This window comes from Pseudoclavibacter sp. CFCC 13611 (assembly GCF_008831225.1).
In the GTDB taxonomy this organism is placed as follows: domain Bacteria; phylum Actinomycetota; class Actinomycetes; order Actinomycetales; family Microbacteriaceae; genus Pseudoclavibacter_A.
On sequence record NZ_WBKE01000001.1, the window covers coordinates 275363 to 297710 of the forward strand.

The window sequence follows — 22348 nt, forward strand, 5'->3', positions numbered from 1 at the left end:
ACCTCCGGTCGGGCGAAACACATTCGGTAGGGTGGAGGCAGGTCGCACAGGTCTGCTCCGCTCTGCCGAAGGGAACCCCGATGACGAATCCCGCGCTCGAACACGAGGTGCGCGATCCTGCCACCAGCGCTGCCAGACTCGCCGAGATCGCCGTGGCAGAACCTGGCCTGGGGTCGCTGATCGCTCGGCATCCGAACGTCTATCCCGGACTTCTCGACTGGCTGGGCAGCGAAGGCGACCAGCGAGCCAGAGCAGAGGTCGCTCGACTTCGCTCGACCGAGGCATCCGGCCGGCAGGCTGCAGATCTGGCGACCAAACCGGCCACCGGTGAAGGCGGGCCTCCGCCACGTCTGCCGCACAACACCCCACCAGCCGGATCCGCACTGCAGCCAGCGCAGCCCGAGTGGTCCTCGTCGCAGCCGACGACACCAGAGCGGCCAGGAGCAGATGAGCCGCCCACGGCCACCAAGAAGGGGCGTCGCTGGATCTGGATCACTGCGATCGTGGTCGTCATCGCACTGGCGATCGGCGGGGGAGCCTGGTGGGCGGTTCGATCGATCGTGGGAGGCGGCCACTCGTCTCCGGAAGCCGCCGCGGTGAGTCTGATCGACGGGCTCTCCGCGAAGAACCCGGTGAAGCTGCTGGAATCGGTGGCGCCATCCGAGGCCGCGGTGCTCACCCCGCTGGTGCAGCAGTCCGCAACCCACGCCAGCGACTCCGGTCTGGGCGCAGAGGCGACAGACGTGCTCCAGAGCCTGCAGCAGGTGGTGCAGCTGATCGATGTCGAGCAGAAAGACGTCTCGACTCGTCAGGAGTCGATCGCAGACGACGAAGTCTCCAAAGTGACGTTCGTGTCAGGCACGCTTACAGTCTCGACCACCGACGAAGACGCACTGGCCCAGCGACTGGCCGATCTCAGCAACAGCGTGGCCGCCATGCAGGGCAGGCCTGGAAGACAGACCACACCAGAGCAGATGCAGCGGCAGATCGACCTGCCGCAGACGATCGATCTGGCGAAACCAGACGAGCACAGCACCCTGCCGCTGTCGATGGTCACCGTCAAAGAGTCTGGGAAGTGGTACTTCAGCCCGCTGCTCACCGCAGGCGAAGCAGCGCTCGGATCGTACAACGAGCAGCATCCCAGTGCTCAGGTGCAGCGCGGGAGGGTGCTCTCGGCGGCCGAGGCCCCCGGCGCGTCCAGCCCAGAAGAGGCGCTCTCGACGACGACCAAGGCTGTGGTCGACGCGATGCAGAGCGGTCGCTACGACGATGTGGCCAAGAGCCTGCCGACTGCTGAGCGACGAGCGTTCAGCCTGTACGGCCAGCCGTTCGCAGAACGACTCGGCCGGCCGAGCTCGAGCCCCCAAGTGCGATTGGGGCAGACCCCTGGGTCGAGCACGGTCAGCGGAGATCAGGCTCGCGTGATGCCCGACGGCTATGTCTTGGACTTTCCGATGTCGGGCCAGTACGTCCGCTTGGAGATCCGCCAGCTCAAGGTGACTATGACCGTGCAGGGCCGGCCGGTCACGATCGACTTCGGGGAGCCTCCGCAGGCCGGCGAGCTGGGCATCGACCAGTTCTCGTTCATCGCGGTCAAAGAGCAGGGCGGCTGGTACTTCAGCCCGCTGTCGACCATGGCAGACGTCACCAGCACGATTTCTGGAAAAATCATGCGGCTGCAGGACGAAGACCGTCTCGACAGCGTGCTCCAGGATTACGGCCGGGCGATCGGCGAGCAGGTCTCTCGGTCTTCGGGGTCGGGGTCACGGAGCTACTGACTCCGTCAGACCCGTGCACTACACTGGGAATGTCGTGCCTGCTGACGAACGCCATGTTCCTAGGCCGACGGCGCACAACAGCGAACAAGTGAGAGGTGCCGAATGCCTGCCATCGTTCTGGTCGGAGCTCAATGGGGCGACGAAGGAAAGGGCAAGGCCACTGACCTGCTCGGTTCCAGCGTCGACTATGTGGTCAAGTACAACGGCGGCAACAACGCCGGCCACACCGTGGTCATCGGCGACGAGAAGTACGCCCTGCACCTGCTGCCCTCGGGCATTCTCAGCCCCGGCGTCGTGCCGGTCATCGCCAACGGTGTGGTGGTCGACATCGAAGTGCTCTTTCAAGAGCTCGACGCGATCGAGGCTCGCGGCGTCGACACCTCGAAGCTTCGGGTGAGCGCGAATGCGCATGTCATCACGCAGTATCACCGTGTGCTCGACCGTGTGAGCGAGCGCTTTCTCGGCAAACGCCAGATCGGCACCACCGGTCGCGGCATCGGCCCCGCCTACGCCGACAAGATCAACCGCGTCGGCGTGCGCGTTCAGGATCTCTTCGACGAGAACATCCTTCGGCAGAAGGTCGAGGGTGCGCTCGAGCAGAAGAACCAGCTGCTGGTCAAGCTCTACAACCGTCGCGCCATCGACGCCGAAGAGATCGTCGACGAGCTGCTCGGCTATGCCGACCGACTGCGCCCGATGGTGCATGACACCTCGCTCGAGCTGAACCAGGCGCTCGACGCTGGCAAGACCCTGCTCTTCGAGGGCGGTCAGGCGACCATGCTCGACGTCGACCATGGCACCTATCCCTTCGTCACCTCGTCGAATCCCACCTCGGGCGGTGCAGCGACCGGTTCGGGCGTCGCCCCCAACCGCATCGACCGCGTGATCGCCGTGGCCAAGGCCTATGTCACACGAGTGGGAGCCGGGCCGTTCCCGACCGAGCTCTTCGACGAGAGCGGTGACTACCTGCGCAAGACCGGCTTCGAGTTCGGCGTCACCACCGGGCGCCCGCGCCGTACCGGCTGGTATGACTCGCTGGTGTCGCGCTATGCCGCGCGAGTCAACGGGGTCACCGACTTCGTGCTCACCAAGCTCGACGTGCTCACCGGCATCGAGAAGATCCCTGTGGCCGTGGCCTACGACGTCGACGGCACGCGCTTCGACGAGATGCCCGTCAATCAGAGCGACTTCCACCACGCCAAGCCGATCTACGAGTACTTCCCAGGCTGGAGCGAAGACATCTCCACCGCGCGCGAGTTCGACGATCTGCCAGCGAATGCCAAAGCCTACGTCGAGCATCTCGAAGAGCTCTCCGGCGCACGCATCTCGGTGATCGGCACAGGTGCTGCTCGTGACGCGATCATCGAGCGTCACAGCATGCTGCACGACTGACCCGACCCGGGCATCCGCATGACCACTTGGGCCGACGTCGAACGCGAGACGCCGCTCGCGCGCACCCGCCGTGCGCGAAAGATGGGGCGAATCCTCGCTGAGACGTATCCAGAGGCTCACTGCGAGCTCGACTTTCGCTCGCCGTACGAGCTGACGGCGGCGACGATTCTCTCGGCGCAGTGCACAGACGCCCGGGTGAACATGGTCACCCCGGCGCTGTTCGCCCGGTATCCGTCGCCGCAGGCGCTCGCCGAGGCCGACCCGATCGAGCTCGAGTCGATCATTCGCTCGACCGGGTTCTTCCGGGCCAAGTCGCGCAACCTCATCGGCATGGCACAGGGCGTCGTCGAGAACTTTCATGGGGAGATCCCGCATCGGCTGAACGAGCTGGTCACGCTGCCCGGGGTCGGGCGCAAAACGGCCAACGTGGTGTTGGGCAATGCGTTCGGAGTGCCGGGGCTGACTGTGGACACCCATTTCGGGCGGTTGGTGCGGCGCTTCGGCTGGACGAAGCAGAAAGACCCCGTCAAGGTGGAGTTCGAGATCGCGGAGCTGTTCCCGAAGAAAGACTGGACTCAGCTCTCACACCAGCTCATCTGGCATGGGCGACGCATCTGCCATGCGCGCAAGCCGGAGTGCGCCAGCTGTCCGCTCGCGCAGCTGTGTCCGTCGTTCGCGCCGTGAAAGGCGTGCTGCGCCGGCGCTTCCGGCTGTGCAAACATCGGCTGTAGGTCAGGCAAGGCGGTGCTCGCGGGCGCTGTGACTCGACCGTGGATATCGTGGTCGTATGAGCATCGTCACTTCCATCCTGGTCTTTCTGCACATTCTCGGCGCGGCGGCACTCGTCGGCGGGTGGCTGGCAACGTTCAAGACCCCGACGGTGACGCAGTGGCAGCTCATCGGCGCACTCGTGCAGCTGGTCAGCGGCATCGCACTGGTGGGCCTTGCCGAAATGGACGGGCACACGATCAACTACATCAAGATCGGCGTGAAGCTGGTGCTCGCAATCGTGATCGCCGCTGCGGCGTTCGTGGGCCGCGGCAAGGCAGTGCGCGGTGAGACCGTGCCGGTCGGCCTGGCGCATGCCGTCGGCGGGCTCGCGCTCGTCAACGTCGCGGTCGCGACGCTCTGGCACTGATCAGACCATACCTCAGCTCGCAGCCTGCCTGACCGGCTACTCGGACGCCTCACCCTGCAGTCTCTTCATGAACTCGGGGTCGAAGATCCTGCCGTAGTCATCGGTGTGCCGCGACAGCCATCCGCGCGCATACGGGCACGTGGCCTTCAGTCGCGGTTGGTCGGCCTCAGCCGCGAAGTGGTCGGCTGCGGTGCGCACGAGCCGCCCGGCGAGCCCACGACCGCCGTACTCCTTGTCGACCTCGGTGTGATGCAGATCGATCACGCTGTCTGACCCCGTCCCGTCGCGCGCATAGTCGATGCGGCCGATACGAGCGTCGCCGTCGTAGAGAGCGAAGGCGTGCTCGTCGGGCAGGTGTCTGATGTCGACGTCGTCATGTGGATGCTGTTGGTGCTCGCTCATGCCGTCACGCTACGTGATGGTCGTTCAGAAGAGCCAGCGAACTTATACGATGCAGCTCGGCCGGCGAGATGTCACCGCAGTGACTCGTTAACGAGCGACAGCGCCGACGAACGGGAAGCCCCGTCGGTCGGCGCTGTCGCAGCGCAGCAGCCTCTCAGCCGAAGTAGCGGGGCAGCGTGCCCTGATGCGCAGCCCGGAGCACGTCGACGCCCATCGAGAACAGCCCCTGCACCTCGAGGCCCACGGTCTGGTCGGTCACGCCGATGCGGATCACCGGGTAGTCCCGTGCCGAGAGCATGCCCTCGAACCGAACCTGGTCTTCGCGAGCGACCGAGACCAGCACGCGGCCCGTCGACTCAGAGAACAGCGCAGCCGTGGCATCCACCTCATCGCGCGACATGATCTCGTCGAGCCAGACCCGCGCACCGACGCCGAAGCGCATCACGCCCTCGGCAAGCGCGACGCCCAGGCCGCCCTCGCTCAGATCGTGCGCCGAGGTGACCAGACCCTCGCGGGCGAGCGAGGCGAGAATCTCGCCGAGCTTGCGCTCTGCCGCCAGATCGACTGTCGGTGGCACACCGCCGAGGTGGTCGTAGACCGTCTCAGCCCAGGCCGAACCGTCGAGCTCGTCATAGGTCGTGCCGAGCAGATACAGGTTGTGGCCCTCATCCTGCCAGCCGCTCGGCACTCGGCGCGCGACGTCGTCGATGATGCCGAGCACGCCGACGACGGGCGTCGGGTGAATCGGAGTGTCACCGGTCTGGTTGTAGAAGCTCACGTTGCCGCCGGTCACCGGGATGCCCAGCTCGCGGCAGCCCGCGGCCAGCCCGGCGGTTGCCTCGGAGAACTGCCACATGACCTCGGGGTTCTCGGGGCTGCCGAAGTTCAGGCAGTCAGTCACCGCGGCGGGCACAGCGCCGCTCACGGCGACGTTGCGGTAGGCCTCTGCGAGCGCGAGTCGGGCGCCGGCACGCGGGTCGAGCTGCGCGTAGCGTCCGTTCGCGTCGGTCGCGAGAGCCACGCCCAGACCGGTCTCCTCGTCGACGCGGATCATGCCGGCGTCTTCGGGGAACGAGAACGCGGTGTTGCCCAGCACGTAGTAGTCGTACTGGTCGGTGATCAGCGCTGTGTCGGCCTGGTTCGGGCTTGCGATGATCGACAGCAGTGTGTCGCCCAGACCCTCGCCTGAGTTGTCGCGCTCCAGTGCGGCCGCAGTGTCGGCCTGCAAGTCGTCGATCCATGCCGGATGCTGCACCGGGCGGTCGTAGACGGGCCCGTCAACGGCGACCGTGCGCGGCGGCACGTTCACGATCTCGACACCACGCCAGTTGATGATCAGACGGTCGCCGTCGGTGACCTCGCCGATGACCGAGGTCTCGACGGCCCACTTCTCGGCGACGGCGAGGAAGGCATCGAGCTTCTCAGGCCGCACCACGGCCATCATGCGCTCCTGCGACTCGCTCATCAGAATCTCTTCGGCGGTGAGCGTGGGGTCGCGCAGCAGCACGCTGTCGAGTTCGACGGTCATGCCGCCGTCTCCGTTGGCCGCCAGCTCGCTGGTCGCACACGAGATGCCCGCCGCACCCAGGTCTTGGATGCCCTCGACGAGATCGTGCTTGAACAGCTCGATGCACATCTCGATGAGCAGCTTCTCGGCGAAGGGGTCGCCGACCTGCACGGCCGGCCGCTTCGTGGGCCCGCCTTCGCTGAATGTGTCAGAGGCGAGGATCGACGCGCCGCCGATGCCGTCGCCGCCGGTGCGCGCACCGAAGAGCACGACTTTGTTTCCGGCGCCCTTGGCGTTGGCCAGGTGCAGTTCGTCGTGGCGCAGCACGCCCACCGCGAGGGCGTTCACCAGCGGGTTCGCCTGATACACCTTGTCGAAGACGGTCTCGCCGCCGATGTTCGGCAGGCCGAGGCTGTTCGCGTAGGCCGAGATGCCGCGCACGACTCCGTCGACGACGCGGCGGGTGTCGGGAGCGTCGATCGCGCCGAAGCGCAGCTGATCCATCACCGCGACCGGGCGTGCGCCCATCGAGATGATGTCGCGCACGATGCCGCCCACGCCGGTGGCCGCACCCTGGAAGGGCTCGACGAAGCTCGGGTGGTTGTGGCTCTCGACCTTGAACGTGACGGCCCAGCCCTCTCCGATGTCGACGACGCCGGCGTTCTCGCCGATGCCGACCATCATGCGCTCGCGCTGCTCCGGAGTGGTGTCGCCGAACTGTCGCAGGTACTTCTTGCTCGACTTGTACGAGCAGTGCTCGCTCCACATCACCGAGTACATTGCGAGCTCGCCTGAGGTGGGGCGGCGCCCGAGAATGTCACGGATGCGCTGGTACTCGTCGGCGGTCAGGCCGAGCTGGTCGTAGGGCTGTGCGACGTCGGGCGTCTCGGCGGCGTGCTGCACGCTGTCGGGCTGGGGCACGGCTGGGTTCTGTGTGGTGGTCATTCGCGAATCCCTGCGTCTGCGGTGTGGTGCTCTGGTGCGTGTGAGGCGGGCACCACATCGTCGACGGGTGCGATGCCCAGATGCGTGAGCACAGAGGTGAAGAAGGTCAGGCCGTCGGTGCCCGAGCGCATGCGCTCGGCGGTGTCGGGGCCGAAGCCGGGCACGATCGCGTGCTCGGGGTGCGGCATGAGGCCGACGACGTTGCCTGCGGCGTTGGTGATGCCGGCGATGTCGTGGGCCGAGCCGTTGGGGTTGCCGTCGATGTAGCGTGCGATGATGCGGCCGTCGTCTTCGAGCTGCTGCAGCGTCGTCTCGTCGGCCACGTAGCGGCCTTCGGCGTTCTTCAGTGGAATGACGACCTCTTGGCCGCGCTCGTAGCCGTTCGTCCACGCGGTCTCGGTCGACTCGATGCGCAGGCTCTGATCATGTCGAATGAAATGCAGGTGCTCGTTGCGCACGAGCGCACCGGGCAGCAGATGAGACTCGGTGAGCACCTGAAAGCCGTTGCAGATGCCGAGCACGGGCAGACCGTCGTTCGCCGCTTCGATGATCGAGCGCATGATCGGCGACTGCGTCGCGAGCGCGCCGGCCCGCAGGTAGTCGCCGTAGCTGAACCCACCCGGCAGCACGATGGCGTCGACGCCTGAGATGTCGGTGTCGGCGTGCCAGAGAGCGACGGCCTCGGCCCCGGCGAAGCGCACCGCGCGGCGGGCGTCGCCGTCGTCGAGCGTGCCGGGAAAGGTCACGACGCCGATGCGCGCCGGCCGTGCGGGGGATGCTGTGGTCGCGTCGGCCATCAGTCCTCCTTGGCGGCGGCGACGCTGACGACGTCTTCGATCACAGGGTTCGAGAAGACGTCGGCTGCCACTTCGGCCACCTTGGAGAGCAGCTCGTCGCTGACCTCGCCGTCGACCTCGACCTCGAAGCGTTTGCCGATGCGCACGCCCGTGATCTGCTCATGGCCGAGACGCTGCAGCACCCCGGCGACCGCTTTGCCCTGAGGGTCCAGAATCTCTGGTTTGGGCATGATTTCGACAATGATCTTCGACACTGATACTCGCCTTACCGTGTGAGTGATTGTTGCGCCTGATGAGACAGATCAATTCTAGTCTCAGCAGACTGGAGCCCGCATCTGAGCCGGTACCCTGCAACATATGACATCTGCGTTGAACGGCGCCATCTTGGGCTCCACTGTCTGTGATGAACGAGACAAAGCAGCTGCTCGGCAAGCTGCTGTCATGGCTCAGATCGGATTTGGCCTCCTGAGTGTTGTGTTCGTCATCGTGCTTTGGGTGAAGGGGCTGCCTGTTCTCACTTGGATGCCCGTCGTATTTTCTGCTGGGGGAGGCATTGCTCCCATGGTACGAACCATTTTTCGACGACGAGCATTGCGCCGTGTCAAATCTGATCCCGACGATGCCGTTGACTCTGACACGAGTTCCTTCCGCGGTCTTCGGCTGGTGCCTTTGAACCGGGATATGCTCCATCTCACGGACGTGCCGATGTGGATGGCAGACTTAGTGGCAGGGCTGTGGATCGTCGCAGCTGTCTTGGCGATTGGCTTGGACGACTTGATCGCTGTCATTCTGATCTTCTCGCTGCCGTGCGTCTATGGTGGGGCACTCGCGTGGCGCTACCGGCCGTTGCACGGGTGGTTGCGCATGTTGACGCTGTGGGCTGGCCCGGTGATTCTCGACGCGCTGCTCGTCTTCGGGCTGGTGATAACTTCAGATGCAGGGCGTCATGATTCAGACGGGTTGGGCACGATTGCCGGTGCCGCTTTGATCGTCTTGCCGAGCACATACTTCGGTATGCGTTTGAGCGATGTGCGTGAACGATCGACTGGTACGCGTCCGCAGCTGCTGAGAAAGATCTGGCGCGATGTCGATGTCGTTGAACCAGCTGAAGTCGATTCGACCCCCATACGTTTCAATGTGCAGGCGCTGCAGAGCCGAGTGACTCAGGCCGAAGTCGCTCAGACCAAACGTGAACACCCGAGTACCTTCGAACCTCTGTTGCGCGTTCGCCAGCTCGCGTTCACCGGTCTTGCGTGGACTGTGCCATGTGTGGTTCTCATCATGCTTGTCACTCTGTCTGGGGAGGTGGTAAAACACGGCGAACCGATCTTCGGGTCTCAAACGTTGGGCTTGGGCGCGTTCACCTTGCTCCTTGCGGTCGGAGGAGTGTTTTTTGCATCGTTCAGCGCGCGTCAGAGTGGCCAGGTCACATCGGTTGCCGATCACATGCGCTACGGCAGGTTTGCCGACGACAACGGATTCGATTACTCCCCGCGAGGATTTCGAACCCTCGGGGACGATCTGCGTCTGGTTCGTGTGCTGCGCCGACGCAGGGGCCGCCCGATGATGATCGCCAACACGGAGCGCAGCGGCGATGGTACCGATGGGCAGGGACAGTTTGGGGGTATCTGCGAGGTTCACACCTCAGTTAGCCTGCCGAATGTTCTGCTGCGACGTCGGCGCCGGGGATGGCCGGCCTTCTCGTCATTTCTGGCACCAGCTCAGACTCAGCGGCTATCTCTTGAAGGCGATTTCGACCGGCATTTCGACTTGTACTGTCCAAGCGGTTACGAGCGAGATGCGCTGTATCTGATGACCCCCGACGTTATGGCCTGGTTAGTGGATGACGTGCACGGCTTTGACGTGGAACTCATCGATGATCGCGTCGTGCTGCGCAGCAAGTACGATGTCGTGACACGGGATCCTGCGACGTGGGTTCGGCTGTCTGGTGCAATAAGCGTTCTGGAACGCCGAGTGCGGCGCTGGGAGAGATGGCGGGATGAGCGGCTCTGGCCGACTGCTGCCCTGACCCGTGGGGAGCAGACAACTCGACACATGCATGTGTCTCAGCCCGGACGTCGGCTGCGCACGGTGATGAGCTCGAGTGCGATCATCATCGCCGGACTGATTGTGCTCTACGTCGGGCTCAGCCTGGCATCAATGGCTGCGTCACGCTGATTGAATCGCAACGAGGCATGTCGAGCCGACGAGCGACGGCCGCACGATCGACAAGAAGAACTTCGACCTGCCGCTCAACTGAGTGCTGTCGGCTGAGCGCTGCTCCGTCAGCGCTCAGCCGGCGCGCTCTCGCCGGTGAGCTTCTCGAAGAGCTCGCGGTAGCGGGCTGCGGTCTGCTGCACGATCTCTGCGGGGAGCTCTGGCGGAACCCCGGTCTTGTCCCAGTTGTCGCTCAGCCAGTTGCGCACGATCTGCTTGTCGAAGCTCTCGCGGCGGCGGCCTTCGGCCCATGCCTCGCGACTCCAGTAGCGGGACGAGTCAGAGGTGAGCACTTCGTCTGCCAGCACCAGACGGCCGAGGTCGCTGCCGAACTCGAACTTCGTGTCGGCGATGATCAGGTCGTGCTGCTCGGCGATGGCCGCACCCTGCTGGTAGAGGTTCAGCGAGGCGTCCCGAATGGCCTTTGCCGCCTCTTCGCCAACGAGATCGATGCTCTGCTCGTACGAGATGTTCTCGTCGTGCTGGCCGGCAGGAGCCTTGAACGCCGGAGTGTAGATCGGTTCGGGCAGCTTGTCTCCGAATTCGAGTCCGGCGGGCAGCTCGATGCCGCACACGGTGCCGCTGCGCTGGTACTCCTCCCAGCCTGATCCGGCGATGTAGCCGCGAACGACCGCCTCGAGCGGGTACATCTTGAGCCGTTTCGCGATGATCGCACGACCGGCGACGGCGTCTGGCACGTCGGTGCTGAGCACGTGGTTCGCGAAGTCGAGCTTCTCGAACCACCACAGTGCCATCTGGTTGAGCAGCTCGCCCTTGCCCGGGATGGGCGGTTCGAGCATGTGGTCGAAGGCGCTGACGCGATCTGAGGCCACCATCAGCACCTGTGTGGCGGTGTCGAGCGACTCTGCGCTCAGAGGAATGTAGAGCTCGCGCACTTTGCCGGAGTAGACGTGCTTCCAGCCGGGCAGCTCAAGGGCAGACGAAGACATGGTCACCTTTCCAGTGGTTCAGTTGTCGTCAGGCGTTCGGATCGGTCAAAAGGTCGGCGCGGGTGCGGCTCGCAGCGGCGATGTCGCCGCGATGGTGCTCGCCTTCGAGTCCGATGCGCTCGATGCCAGCATACGCTGCGGCCCGAGCCGCCTCGAAGGTGTCGGCGACCGCGACAACGTTGAGCACCCGGCCGCCGGTGGCGATCAGATGGCCGTTCTCATCGGCGGTCGCCGCATGGATGACGCTCACACCGGGCAGCTGCTCGGCCTCGTCGACGCCGGTGATCACCCGACCGGTGAGCGACTGCTCGGGGTAGCCCTCGCTGGCCATGACCACGGTGATCGCGCGCTGGGGAGAGAAACGAGGTGCCGGCACAGAGTCGAGGCGGCCTTCGGCGGCGGCGAGCAGCAGCTCGCCGAACTCGCCTTCGAGGCGAGGCAGCACGACCTGCGTCTCGGGGTCGCCGAAACGAGCGTTGAACTCGATGACGCGGAGGCCCTTCGGCGTGATGATCAGACCGCAGTAGAGCAGACCGCGAAACTCGTCGCCCTGTTTCGCGAGCTGGGTGATCGTCGGCTGGGCCACCGTGTCGCGCACCTGCGCCACGAAGTCGTCGCCCACCCAGGGCAGCGGCGAATAGGCGCCCATGCCTCCGGTGTTCGCGCCCTGGTCGTCGTCGTCGACGCGTTTGTAATCCTGCGCGGGAGAGAGCGGTGCGACCCGGGTGCCGTCGGCGAGAAAGAAGAGCGAGACCTCCTGCCCGCTGAGAAACTCCTCGATCAGCACGCTCTGGTCGATCCATCGGCTCGCGTGTGCGACGGCCGCATCCCGGTCGTCGGTGACGATGACGCCCTTGCCTGCGGCGAGACCGTCGGCCTTCACCACATAGGGGGCGCCGAATTCGTCCAGCGCGGCCTCGGCCTCGGGCAGGGTGCTGGCGCGAACCGCGCGCCCGGTGGGCACCCCAGCGGCCTCCATGACCTGCTTGGCGAAGCTCTTCGAGCCTTCGAGCCGAGCCGCGTCACGGTCGGGGCCGAACACGGGCACGCCCAGCGCGCGCACGGCATCCGCCACGCCCGCGACCAGAGGCGCCTCGGGGCCGACGACGACCAGATCAGGTCGGTCGCGCTCGACCTGCGCGACGACGGCCGCACCGTCAGCGGCGTCGAGGGCGACGACGGGCACGTCTGCCGCGATGCCGGCGTTGCCGGGAGCCGCGACGATCTCATGGGTGGTCTGGTCGGCCAGCAGCCGACGGATGATGGCGTGCTCGCGCGCGCCCGAGCCGAGTACGAGAATCTTCACTCGCCCAGCCTACCGAAGCCGACCCGTAGAATCGCCCCGTGGCGATGAAGAGAATCGAAGAACGCGACGGCATCAGTGCGTTCGATGCGGCGCTGGCCGGCCTGAGCGCGGGCGAGGGCGATGCGGATGCGCCGGTCGAGCCCGCAGACGAGGGCACTCTCGAGCGGGGCACGATCTCGGCTCCCCGTGCGACGATCGCGACGGCCGTGCGGTTCACGCTGCAGACACTCGCCGACGACCACCCGGGCCATTCGGTCGAGGTGCGGGTGCCGCCGTACGGCGCGGTGCAGTGCATCGAGGGGCCGCGGCACACGAGAGGCACGCCTCCGAACGTCATCGAGACCGATGCGGCGACCTGGCTGGAGCTCGCGAGCGGCCGGCTGCTCTGGGCCGAGGCGTTGTCGTCCGGTCTGGTCGATGCCTCCGGTGCCCGGGCGCATCTCGACGGCATGCTGCCGATTCCCGGGCTGCATCGGGTGCGCAGAGGGCAGCCGAACAAGTGAGATAGGGTGTCTGGGTGAGGCGAGAGACCCAAGAGGTGCAGGTGCAGGTGCGCCAGGCACCCAAATATCTGACGTTCGCGATGTTCGGAGCGGTCATCGGCCTGGTGATCTCTGCAGTCGTGTCGCTGATCGCGATGGCACAGCCGCGTGACCCGGCAGACGACGGTGACCCGACGCGACAGATCAGCCCGATGCAGGCCTTCCTGCTGCTGGGGCTGACGCTCGCCGTGGTCTGCGCCTTGGTCATGCTCGTGATCGCCCTTGTGCTCGACCGTGTGATGGCGCGCCGGGCCCGCCTGGCCAGCGCTGTGCACGAGAAGTTCACGAGTGACGGCGAAGAGGCTGCGGCGGATGCCGTGGCCGCGCCCGCCTCCGAATCTCCCGCTGGGGGTGGCCTCGCCCGGGGTGCCGGTGCGACAATTGACGCTGAGGCGTCTGACGGGGGAGCCGACGCCTCGTCTGAAGACCGCACGAACTCCGCCTCGGGTGGAGAAGACAAGGAGTGACCGTGGCTCGCGGTGACGGCATGCTCAACCACGACCTTCTGCCGAACGAGAAGGGTCCGCAGGACGAATGCGGTGTCTTCGGAGTCTGGGCGCCTGACGAAGAGGTGGCCAAGCTCACGTACTTCGGTCTCTTCGCCCTGCAGCACCGCGGCACCGAGTCGGCGGGCATTGCGACCTCCGACGGCGAGCAGATCATGGTCTACAAAGACATGGGTCTGGTCTCGCAGGTCTTCGATGAGTCATCGCTCAACACGCTCACCGGGCACATCGCGGTCGGGCACAACCGATACTCGACGACCGGCCGCTCGACGTGGGCGAACGCTCAGCCGACGCTCGGCAAGACCGCCAACGGCACGATCGCACTGGGCCACAACGGCAACCTGACGAACACCGCCGAGCTGCTTCGGCTGCTGCACGACCTGCATCCCGACCAGACGTTCGGCGAGCTCTCGCATGGGAACACCACCGACACCGCAGTGCTCACCGCACTGCTCAGCGGTGACGCCGACCACACTCTTGAAGCCACCGCGATGCAGATTCTGCCAAAGGTGCGCGGGGCGTTCTGCCTCGCCTTCATGGACGAGCACACGCTCTACGCCGCACGCGACCCGCAGGGCGTGCGCCCGCTGGTGCTCGGCCGACTCGACCACGGGTGGGTGGTGGCCAGCGAGACCGCCGCGCTCGACATCGTCGGCGCCTCGTTCGTGCGCGAGGTCGAGCCGGGCGAGCTGCTCGCGATCAACGAGAGCGGCATCCGCAGTCAGCGCTTCGCGCAGACGAAACGAGCTGGATGCGTCTTCGAATACGTCTACCTGGCGCGTCCCGACACCACGATCCACGGCCGCTCGGTCAACGCATCGCGCATCGACATGGGCAAAGCGCTGGCGCGTGAGTACCCTGTCGAAGCCGACCTCGTGATTCCCACTCCCGATTCGGGAACGCCGGCGGCGATCGGCTACTCGCAGCAGTCGGGCATTCCCTATGGGCAGGGTCTCGTCAAGAACGCCTATGTCGGGCGCACGTTCATCCAGCCGTCTCAGACGATCCGTCAGCGCGGCATCCGTCTGAAGCTGAATCCTCTGCGCGAGGTGATCCGAGGCAAGCGTCTGGTCGTGATCGACGACTCGATCGTGCGCGGCAACACCCAGCGTGCGCTGGTGGCGATGCTTCGCGAGGCCGGTGCCGCCGAAGTGCACGTGCGCATTTCGTCTCCGCCGATCACCTGGCCGTGCTTCTACGGCATCGACTTCGCGTCGCGTGCCGAGCTGATCGCGTCAGGCGCCTCGGTCGAAGAGATCCGCAGCATGATCGGCGCCGACTCACTGGGCTACCTGAGCAAAGACGGCATGATCGAGGCCTCGCAGCAGCCCGAGAGCGAGCTGTGCACCGCGTGCTTCACCGGGCAGTACCCGATCGAGCTGCCGAGCGACGACGAGTTGGGCAAAGACCTGCTCGAGCAGGCAGGAGCGAAGGCCCCGGCGGCTTGCAATCCCGGCCCCGACTCCGAGCTCGACCGGCTGGTGAGCGGGCAGAGTGGCATTACGCACGGCGCGCTCTCGACCCCGAAACGCTGACTCGATCGAGCCCCGCCGCATCCCGCACCGACACCACCCAGCACCACCCAGCACCGACCAGCGATCCCATCATCGAGAGCACCAAGGAGAACCTGTGAGCCTCTACGCGCAGTCCGGAGTCGACACCGAGGCCGGCGATCGCGCCGTCGAACTGATGAAGGCGGCGGTTCAGGCAACCCACGGCCCTCAGGTGATCGGCGGGGTCGGCGGCTTCGCCGGCATGTTCGACGTGTCGGCGCTGAAAGAGTTCGACCATCCCGTGCTGGCCACGTCGACTGACGGCGTCGGCACCAAGGTCGCGATCGCTCAGGCGATCGACAAGCACGACACCATCGGTCAGGATCTCGTCGGCATGGTGGTCGACGACATCGTCGTGGTCGGGGCGAAGCCGCTGTTCATGACCGACTACGTCGCCACCGGGCGGGTGATTCCCGAGCGCATCGCCGAGATCGTCGGCTCGATCGCGCGCGCCTGTGCCGAGACGGGCACGTCGCTGGTCGGCGGGGAGGTCGCGGAGCATCCCGATCTGCTGGGGCCCGACGAGTACGACCTTGCGGGCGCCGCCGTGGGGGCGGTCGACTTCGAGCTGCGCCTCGACCCTTCGCGTGTGCGTTCGGGGGATGTCGTGCTCGCTCTGGCCTCGAGCGGCCTGCACTCGAACGGCTACTCGCTCGTTCGACGCGTGCTCGCCGATGCAGAGCTTGACTACACCTCGTCGATCGCAGACTTCTCACGCTCAGTGGGCGAAGAGCTGCTGGAGCCCACGCGTCTCTACGCCGGACCGGTGGTGAGCGTGCTCGAGAACGCAACGACCAAGGGTGCGGTGCACATGCTCAGCCACATCACCGGTGGAGGCATCGCGGCGAACATCGCCCGGGTGCTGCCCGCCGGTCTGTGGCTCGAACTCGATCGCTCGACCTGGCAGCCTCCGCAGGTCTTCCGCGTGCTCGCCGATTTGGGAGGCTTCGCACTGGGCGAGGTCGAAGACACCTGGAACCTGGGCATCGGCATGGTGGCTTTGGTCGAGGCCGATCGCGCCGAAGCCGTGCAGCAGGCCTTCGTTCAGCAGGGCATCCCGACCTGGCAGGCCGGTGTGGTCAGCGATGCCCAGCGCGATCTGGCGGCTGACGGATTCACCGTCGGTGCGAAGGGCGTGCATGCGGGCGGTGTTCGTCTCGTCGGAGACTTCGCCAGCTGAGCTCGGGGCGAGCCGCGTGCTGTCGACGCAGCATCGCGGCTCGGCGCCTGCACCACGCCGCGTTCTGGCAGCGTTCGACGCTCAGTGTGAGTGTGAGAGAACAGGGGTGTGCAGGAGCGAGCGCAGTGCTCTGCTCAGCGCTCGGAACTCAGCGTTCGTCTTCGTCGCGCTCGTCGTCGGCGGGGTAGTGGTACTCGCTCCAGTCTTCGCTGGAGCCCTCGTCGTGATGAGCACGGCTGCGCAGCTCTCGCTCGAGAGCCTCGTAGTCAGTTGCAGGAACGTTGTATTTGAGTTCCCGGGCGACTTTGGTGTGTTTCGCCTTCTGGCGGCCGCGTCCCATGAACGAGACCTCCTGTCACTGTCATGATTCGTTAAGACGGCGCGTACGACCACTGTCACGTGGATTGCGCACATGCTGGCCGCAAGTCTATCACGGCTGTGGCCGATGCGGCCTGGCCGAACCTCTCAAACAGGTGTGAAACAATGCACCAAGCGGCTCGACTCCCGGAACCCGTCAGGTAAGGAAACATGTCACGACTGACTGCTCTCAGCATGCGTAACCGAGCGCTGATCGCGCTGATCACCATCGTGGTCGCCTTCTTCGGCGTGTTCTCGATGACCGGCGCTCGACAGGAGCTCATGCCGAGCATCGAGCTGCCCATGGTGGTCGTGCAGTCGTCGAGCCCGGGCGACGCCCCAGATGTGGTCGATGCGCAGATCAGCGCACCGATCGAAGCCGCGGTGCAGAGCGTCGAAGGCATCGAGTCGACGTCGTCGACGTCGAGCACCGGGGTTTCGATGGTGACGGCCAAGTTCGCCTTCGGCACCGATCGCGTCGGTGCCGAGCAGAAGGTGCAGCAGGCGGTCAACCGCATCTCGAGCCAGCTGCCGAAAGACCTTGATCCGATCATCGCGACCGGTTCGACGGACGATCTGCCGGTGATCATGCTCTCGGCCGCCTCGTCGCAGGTTGCGCCGGTCGACATTGCTGAGCGGCTGCGCTCCACAGTGACCAACGATCTCGAACACGTTGACGGCGTCGCCTCGGCCACGGTGGTCGGCGGGGGCAGTCGCGAGGTTCGGGTGGTGCCCGACCAGACCAAGCTGGCCCAGCACGGGCTGACCGCAGCTTCGATCTCGCAGGCGCTCGCTGCCAACGGCACCGTCGGCGGTGCCGGCAGCATCACTGAAGGAGACCGAGATCTCTCAGTGCGCGTCGGCGACTCGTTCGCCTCGACAGACGACCTGGCGGCGCTGCCGCTGCTGCCTGCCACCGGTGGTGCGAGCCAGTCTGCCGCCGGTGCTGCTGGTCAGTCTGCCAGCGCTGGTGCGAGCCAAGGCGCCACTGCCGCCGGTGGGGCGGCGCAGTCCGCTGCGATTGCGCCCGTGCGGCTGGGAGACGTCGCCCAGGTCACGCTGACCGAGGCGCCGGTCACCGGCATCAGCAGAGTCGACGGTCAGCCGGCCGTGACCATTCAGGTGACGAAGCGCCCGACCGGCAACACCGTCGAGGTGTCGAAGCAGATCAACGCTCAGGTGGACGAGCTGCAGGCGAAGGTCGGCAACGACATCACCCTCTCAGTGATGTACGACCAGGCGCCGTCGATCGAGCAGTCGATCGAGTCGCTGACAACCGAGGGGCTGCTGGGGCTGGCCTTCGCGATCGTGGTCATCCTGCTCTTCCTGCTCTCGGTGCGCTCGACGCTGGTCACCGCAATCTCGATCCCGACCTCGCTGCTCGTGACGTTCATCGGCATCGAAGCCGCCGGGTACTCGCTGAACGTGCTGACGCTCGGCGCGCTGACGATCGCGATCGGCCGAGTCGTCGACGACTCGATCGTGGTGATCGAGAACATCAACCGTCATCTCGCCCTGGAACGGGGCGAGCGCAAGTCGGCGGTGATCCTGCACGGTGTGCGCGAGGTGGCCGGCGCGATCACCGCGTCGACGCTCACCACCGCGGCTGTGTTCCTGCCGGTCGGGTTCGTCACCGGCCTGGTCGGCGAGCTCTTCAAACCGTTCGCGTTCACCGTGGTCATCGCACTGATCGCCTCGCTGCTGGTGTCGCTGACCATCGTGCCGGTGCTGGCCTACTGGCTGCTCAGAGGGCCCAAAGAGTCGGATGCCCCGACGGGCGAGAGCGAAGGGGAAGGCGACGCGCTGCCGCGTGGGGAGTCGCGGCGTCGTCAGCGTACGCTCGGAGCGACCGACGCGCTCGCAGACGAGCCCCGCACCCGCCTCCAACGCTGGTACGAGCCGGTGCTGCGCGGCACGCTGCGGCATCCCGCGCTCACGCTGGTCGGTGCGGTCGTCGTCTTGGGCGTCACGCTGGCGCTGACGCCGCTCATGCAGACCAACTTCATCGGCGACTCGGGGCAGAACACGGCGAGCATCTCACAGGCGCTCAGGCCGGGCACGAGCCTCGAGAGTGCGACGCAGCGTGCGCTGCCGGTCGAGCAGGCGCTGCGCGACGTCGACGGCGTGCAGACCGTCTCGACCACTGTCGGCAGCTCCGGCGGTATCAGCATGGCCTCGTTCGCCGGCGGCGGTGCGGGGCAGAGCACATTGTTCCAAGTGGCGTTCGCCGACGGGGCCGATGCCGCCAAGGTGCAGCAGAAACTGCGTGACGCGCTGAACGCCCAGCCTGACGCCGACGATCTCTCGCTGTCGACCTCGGGTGGCGCCGGAGTCTCGAACGACATCGCGATCGACGTCGAGGCACCTGACGACCAGCGCCTTGAGGACGCTGCGAATCAGCTGGTCTCGGGAGCACGCGAAATCGACGACGTGGCCGAGGTCACGAGCAGCCTGAGTTCGACGATTGACACGCTGCATGTCGCCGTCGACCGTCAGCGTGCGGCGGAGCACGGCATGACCGAATCTCAGATCGTCCAGACCCTCGCCCCGGCGATGAACCCCCAGCAGGTTGCGAAGGTGACGATCGACTCGAAAGACGTGTCGGTGGTGGTGCGCAGCGACGAGCAGCCCAAGACCGCAGACGAACTGCGGGCACTGCCGGTGACGACGCCCACCGGCACGGTTCGCCTCGACGCGCTCGCCGACGTGCAGACGCAGCAGGTGCCGCAGTCGATCAGCTCGGTGCGGGGCAGCCGTTCGGCGACGGTGACGATCACCCCGGCAGGCGAGTCGCTCAACACCGTCTCTGCAGGAGTGACGAAGCTGCTGGATGACACCCAGCTGCCCGCTGGCGTCACCGCATCGATCGGCGGGGTGCTCAGCGATCAGGCGTCGGCGTTCAGCAGTCTGGGCCTCGCTCTGCTCGCCGCAGTGCTCATCGTCTACGTGATCATGGTGGCGACGTTCAAATCGCTGCGACAGCCGCTGCTGCTGCTGGTCTCAATTCCGTTCGCCGCGACAGGCGCGCTTGCCGCCCTGCTGATCAGCGGCACGCCGCTGGGGGCGGCCTCTCTGGTCGGGCTGCTGATGCTTGTGGGCATCGTGGTCACCAACGCGATTGTGCTCATCGACCTGGTCAACCAGTTCAGGGCCAAGGGCGTGGGCACGCTCGAAGCGATCGTCGAAGGCGCCTCTCGTCGTCTGCGGCCGATTCTGATGACCGCTGCGGCCACGGTGTTCGCACTTGTGCCCATGGCCCTCGGCATCACCGGGCATGCCGGATTCATCTCGCAGCCGCTGGCGCTCGTGGTGATCGGCGGCCTGGTGTCGTCGACGCTGCTGACGCTCATCGTGCTGCCGGTGCTCTACTGGGCGGTCGAAGGGCACCGCGATCGTCGTGACCGGGCGCGGTCACGACGGCTGTCGGCGGAGGCCTCGACCGAGAGTGCGCCTGCCTAGACTGGTGGCATGACTTTCAACCCCAACGCCAAGCTCGACCCGTCTCATGTGCGCCGATCGTCGGGCGCTCGGGGCACCGCCATCGCGGGTGGAGGCGGGCTGGTGGTTCTGCTGCTGGTGTTCGTGATCTCACAGCTGACCGGCATCGACCCGGGCACGCTCGAATCGGCCACCGGCCAGTACGGCGGCCAGATTCGCACGACTGACGGCAGTTCGGCGCCGATCGACGACTGTCTGACCGGCGCCGACGCCAACGCGCGCGACGACTGTCGCATGGTCGGTGCGGCGAGCTCCATCTCGGCGTACTGGAAAGACGAGTACCCGCAGTTGGATGTGCGCGGCACGTATCACGATCCTGACATGCAGCTCTTCTCGGGTGCGACGTCGACGGGATGCGGCAGTGCCACGTCGTCGACGGGGCCGTTCTACTGCCCCGCTGACGAGACGATCTACATCGACACGTCGTTCTTCCAGGTGCTGCGCTCGCAATACGGCGCCAGTGGGGGGTCGCTCTCTCAGCTCTACATCGTGGCGCATGAGTGGGGCCACCACATCCAGCAGCTGGGCGGCCTGCTGACCTCGCAGCGTACACAAGACGTCGGCAGAACCGGAGGCTCGGTGCGCACTGAGCTGCAGGCCGACTGCTTCGCCGGAAGCTGGGTCGGAGCCGCCTCCACGACTCGAGACGAGAACGGTCAGGCGTATCTAGAGCCACCCACCTCGGCACAGGTGGCCGATGCGCTCAACGCCGCAGCATCCGTCGGCGACGATCACATCCAGGAGCAGGCACAAGGCCACGCCGACCCGGATTCCTGGACGCATGGCTCGTCTGAGATGCGTCAGCGCTGGTTCACGGCTGGCATGCAGCAGGGGCCGCAGAAATGCCTGCAGATCTTCGATGTGCCCGACCGACAGCTCTGAGGCAGCCGGTCACCGAACTCCGCGCGTCGACGGCGAATCCGTCTACACTTGGTCACGAGGTTTTTGTTTGATCGCCGTACCGCAGGTCGGGCTGCTCATCGCCGGCCCAACTGTTCTGTCGGAGTGCAAAGCAACACCGCACAAGTCGTCGTGAGAGTCTCGGCGCAACAGCAAGAAAGAGCAGTGATATGGCAACCGGTACCGTGAAGTGGTTCAACGCTGAAAAGGGCTACGGATTCATCTCGCCTGACGACGGCAGCGCAGACGTGTTCGCTCACTACAAGAACATCCAGTCTGAGGGCTTCCGCTCGCTCGACGAGAACCAGAAGGTCGAGTTCGAGGTCGTGCAGGGCCCCAAGGGGCTGCAGGCAGAGAACATTCGCACCATCTGAGATTCGTCAGTCGGCGCTCTGAGCGCACCTGACCTGGCCCCGCACTCTGTGCGGGGCTTTTTCATGCCCAGGTCAGCGCTGCACTTCGAGTCGGTTGTCCGGGTCGAGCTTGGCGAGCAGACGCGAGCAGATCTGGTCGAGCTGCACGACCTGCTCGGCAGTGAGCTGATCGAAGACCGTCGCGCGCACGTTCTCGACATGACCGGGCGCCGAGGCGACGACTTTGTCCCACCCTGCGTCGGTCAGGCGGGCGATCGTGACACGGCGATCGGTGTCGCACGAGGAGCGCTCGACGAAGCCGCGACGCTCCAGTCTCGAGACCACATGCGAGAGCCGGGGCAGTGTGGAGTTCGTCGAGGCAGCGAGCTGCGTCATGCGCATGGCACGATCGTCGCGCTCAGAGAGTTTGGCGAGCACCAGGTAGTCGAAGTGCGTGAGCTGCGCGTCGCGCTGCAGCTGTGAGTCGAGTGCCCCGGGCATGAGCTCGACGACGGCCTCGAAACGCATCCACGCGTTGAGCTCGATCGGGGAAAGCCAGCGAGGTTCGGTCATGTGCCGATTGTAGCAGCATAACTTGCTGCTACAACGAATTCTGGGCGGCCCTGAAGGGGATCGCGCGATGAGGGTGTGAAAGGAAGATATAGGCGCAGGAGGAATGTGGTGGCTCCGACGGGCGTCGATCCCGTGACCTCACGATTTTCAGTCGTGCGCTCTACCAACTGAGCTACAGAGCCGGGGCGCGCTCACACGGCCCGATCGGTGAAAGAGCCCTTCCAAAAGGAAGGGCTCCTGTCGCCGAAGCGACCCTGACGGGACTTGAACCCGCGACCTCCGCCGTGACAGGGCGGCGCGCTAACCAACTGCGCTACAGGGCCATGCAGTGTACTGCCGATACTGCCTGTGGAACTATATCATGCTGCCGGCACCGCTTTGTGACCCCAACGGGATTCGAACCCGTGTTACCGCCGTGAAAGGGCAGTGTCCTAGGCCACTAGACGATGGGGCC

The 22348-nt window shown here is 65.8% G+C and carries 20 protein-coding genes and 3 tRNA genes; 12 read left to right on the top strand and 11 right to left on the bottom strand.

Annotated elements, in window-relative coordinates:
- Window positions 1-80 precede the first annotated feature (80 nt).
- The 4 genes from F8O08_RS01135 to F8O08_RS01150 all read left to right on the top strand — a co-directional run bounded on the left by F8O08_RS01135 (window position 81) and on the right by F8O08_RS01150 (window position 4308).
- Window positions 81-1778: a hypothetical protein gene (locus F8O08_RS01135; RefSeq protein WP_158038496.1), complete on the top strand. Its 1698-nt coding sequence runs from the start codon at window positions 81-83 to the stop codon at window positions 1776-1778.
- Between the two features lie 102 nt (window positions 1779-1880).
- Window positions 1881-3170, top strand: coding sequence for an adenylosuccinate synthase (locus F8O08_RS01140; RefSeq protein ID WP_158030678.1), 1290 nt, complete (start codon window positions 1881-1883; stop codon window positions 3168-3170).
- A gap of 18 nt (window positions 3171-3188) precedes the next feature.
- Window positions 3189-3854, top strand: a complete 666-nt coding sequence (nth, locus tag F8O08_RS01145) for an endonuclease III (protein ID WP_158030679.1) — start codon at window positions 3189-3191, stop codon at window positions 3852-3854.
- 103 nt (window positions 3855-3957) lie between these two features.
- Entirely contained in the window at window positions 3958-4308 is a 351-nt protein-coding gene (locus F8O08_RS01150; RefSeq protein WP_158030680.1) for a hypothetical protein, read from the top strand.
- A gap of 36 nt (window positions 4309-4344) precedes the next feature.
- Here F8O08_RS01150 and F8O08_RS01155 read toward each other — a convergent pair whose 3' ends face one another.
- From F8O08_RS01155 to purS, 4 genes are all read right to left on the bottom strand, one after another.
- Window positions 4345-4710, bottom strand: coding sequence for a GNAT family N-acetyltransferase (locus F8O08_RS01155; RefSeq protein WP_158038495.1), 366 nt, complete (start codon window positions 4708-4710; stop codon window positions 4345-4347).
- A gap of 154 nt (window positions 4711-4864) precedes the next feature.
- The gene (gene purL / locus F8O08_RS01160) at window positions 4865-7162 is read right to left on the bottom strand and encodes a phosphoribosylformylglycinamidine synthase subunit PurL (RefSeq protein WP_158038494.1); all 2298 of its coding nucleotides are present in this window, start codon (window positions 7160-7162) and stop codon (window positions 4865-4867) included.
- Window positions 7159-7959, bottom strand: a complete 801-nt coding sequence (gene purQ / locus F8O08_RS01165; protein WP_158042346.1) for a phosphoribosylformylglycinamidine synthase subunit PurQ — start codon at window positions 7957-7959, stop codon at window positions 7159-7161. Before purQ ends, purL begins: the two co-directional genes overlap by 4 nt.
- Window positions 7959-8213: a phosphoribosylformylglycinamidine synthase subunit PurS gene (gene purS, locus F8O08_RS01170; RefSeq protein WP_158030684.1), complete on the bottom strand. Its 255-nt coding sequence runs from the start codon at window positions 8211-8213 to the stop codon at window positions 7959-7961. Before purS ends, purQ begins: the two co-directional genes overlap by 1 nt.
- 187 nt (window positions 8214-8400) lie before the next feature.
- Between purS and F8O08_RS01175 the strand changes: the two genes are divergently transcribed.
- Window positions 8401-10137 (top strand): hypothetical protein, encoded by a 1737-nt coding sequence (locus F8O08_RS01175; protein ID WP_158042347.1) that lies wholly within the window; start codon window positions 8401-8403, stop codon window positions 10135-10137.
- A 107-nt stretch (window positions 10138-10244) separates the two neighbouring features.
- Here F8O08_RS01175 and F8O08_RS01180 read toward each other — a convergent pair whose 3' ends face one another.
- Both F8O08_RS01180 and purD read right to left on the bottom strand, forming a co-directional pair.
- Window positions 10245-11126, bottom strand: a complete 882-nt coding sequence (locus tag F8O08_RS01180; RefSeq protein WP_158042348.1) for a phosphoribosylaminoimidazolesuccinocarboxamide synthase — start codon at window positions 11124-11126, stop codon at window positions 10245-10247.
- Between the two features lie 28 nt (window positions 11127-11154).
- Complete coding sequence (gene purD / locus F8O08_RS01185; protein ID WP_158038490.1) at window positions 11155-12432, bottom strand: phosphoribosylamine--glycine ligase; 1278 nt, start codon at window positions 12430-12432, stop codon at window positions 11155-11157.
- 44 nt (window positions 12433-12476) lie between these two features.
- On the opposite strand from purD, the gene F8O08_RS01190 reads away from it, so the two are divergent.
- The 4 genes from F8O08_RS01190 to purM all read left to right on the top strand — a co-directional run bounded on the left by F8O08_RS01190 (window position 12477) and on the right by purM (window position 16213).
- Window positions 12477-12935 carry a sterol carrier family protein gene (locus tag F8O08_RS01190; protein ID WP_192497712.1) on the top strand — a complete coding sequence of 153 codons (459 nt, stop codon included), beginning with the start codon at window positions 12477-12479 and terminating at the stop codon, window positions 12933-12935.
- 14 nt (window positions 12936-12949) lie between these two features.
- Window positions 12950-13441, top strand: a complete 492-nt coding sequence (locus F8O08_RS01195; RefSeq protein WP_158038489.1) for a hypothetical protein — start codon at window positions 12950-12952, stop codon at window positions 13439-13441.
- Between the two features lie 2 nt (window positions 13442-13443).
- Complete coding sequence (gene purF / locus F8O08_RS01200; RefSeq protein ID WP_158030688.1) at window positions 13444-15015, top strand: amidophosphoribosyltransferase; 1572 nt, start codon at window positions 13444-13446, stop codon at window positions 15013-15015.
- A 94-nt stretch (window positions 15016-15109) separates the two neighbouring features.
- Window positions 15110-16213 (top strand): phosphoribosylformylglycinamidine cyclo-ligase, encoded by a 1104-nt coding sequence (gene purM, locus F8O08_RS01205; protein ID WP_158042349.1) that lies wholly within the window; start codon window positions 15110-15112, stop codon window positions 16211-16213.
- A gap of 148 nt (window positions 16214-16361) precedes the next feature.
- Here the strand turns inward: purM and F8O08_RS01210 are convergent, their stop codons facing one another.
- Window positions 16362-16553: a DUF3073 domain-containing protein gene (locus F8O08_RS01210; protein WP_158030690.1), complete on the bottom strand. Its 192-nt coding sequence runs from the start codon at window positions 16551-16553 to the stop codon at window positions 16362-16364.
- A 188-nt stretch (window positions 16554-16741) separates the two neighbouring features.
- Between F8O08_RS01210 and F8O08_RS01215 the strand changes: the two genes are divergently transcribed.
- The 3 genes from F8O08_RS01215 (at window position 16742) to F8O08_RS01225 (ending at window position 21342) form a co-directional block, all read left to right on the top strand.
- Window positions 16742-20029 carry an efflux RND transporter permease subunit gene (locus F8O08_RS01215; protein WP_158042350.1) on the top strand — a complete coding sequence of 1096 codons (3288 nt, stop codon included), beginning with the start codon at window positions 16742-16744 and terminating at the stop codon, window positions 20027-20029.
- A gap of 9 nt (window positions 20030-20038) precedes the next feature.
- Window positions 20039-20950 (top strand): neutral zinc metallopeptidase, encoded by a 912-nt coding sequence (locus F8O08_RS01220; RefSeq protein ID WP_158038486.1) that lies wholly within the window; start codon window positions 20039-20041, stop codon window positions 20948-20950.
- A 188-nt stretch (window positions 20951-21138) separates the two neighbouring features.
- The gene (locus F8O08_RS01225) at window positions 21139-21342 is read left to right on the top strand and encodes a cold-shock protein (protein ID WP_158038485.1); all 204 of its coding nucleotides are present in this window, start codon (window positions 21139-21141) and stop codon (window positions 21340-21342) included.
- Between the two features lie 72 nt (window positions 21343-21414).
- Here the strand turns inward: F8O08_RS01225 and F8O08_RS01230 are convergent, their stop codons facing one another.
- The 4 genes from F8O08_RS01230 to F8O08_RS01245 all read right to left on the bottom strand — a co-directional run bounded on the left by F8O08_RS01230 (window position 21415) and on the right by F8O08_RS01245 (window position 22348).
- Window positions 21415-21894 carry a MarR family winged helix-turn-helix transcriptional regulator gene (locus tag F8O08_RS01230; RefSeq protein ID WP_158042351.1) on the bottom strand — a complete coding sequence of 160 codons (480 nt, stop codon included), beginning with the start codon at window positions 21892-21894 and terminating at the stop codon, window positions 21415-21417.
- Window positions 21895-22000: 106 nt separating this feature from the next.
- Window positions 22001-22076, bottom strand: a tRNA-Phe gene (locus F8O08_RS01235).
- A 67-nt stretch (window positions 22077-22143) separates the two neighbouring features.
- A tRNA-Asp gene (locus F8O08_RS01240) sits at window positions 22144-22217 on the bottom strand.
- Window positions 22218-22275: 58 nt separating this feature from the next.
- Window positions 22276-22348: transfer RNA gene (locus tag F8O08_RS01245), tRNA-Glu, on the bottom strand.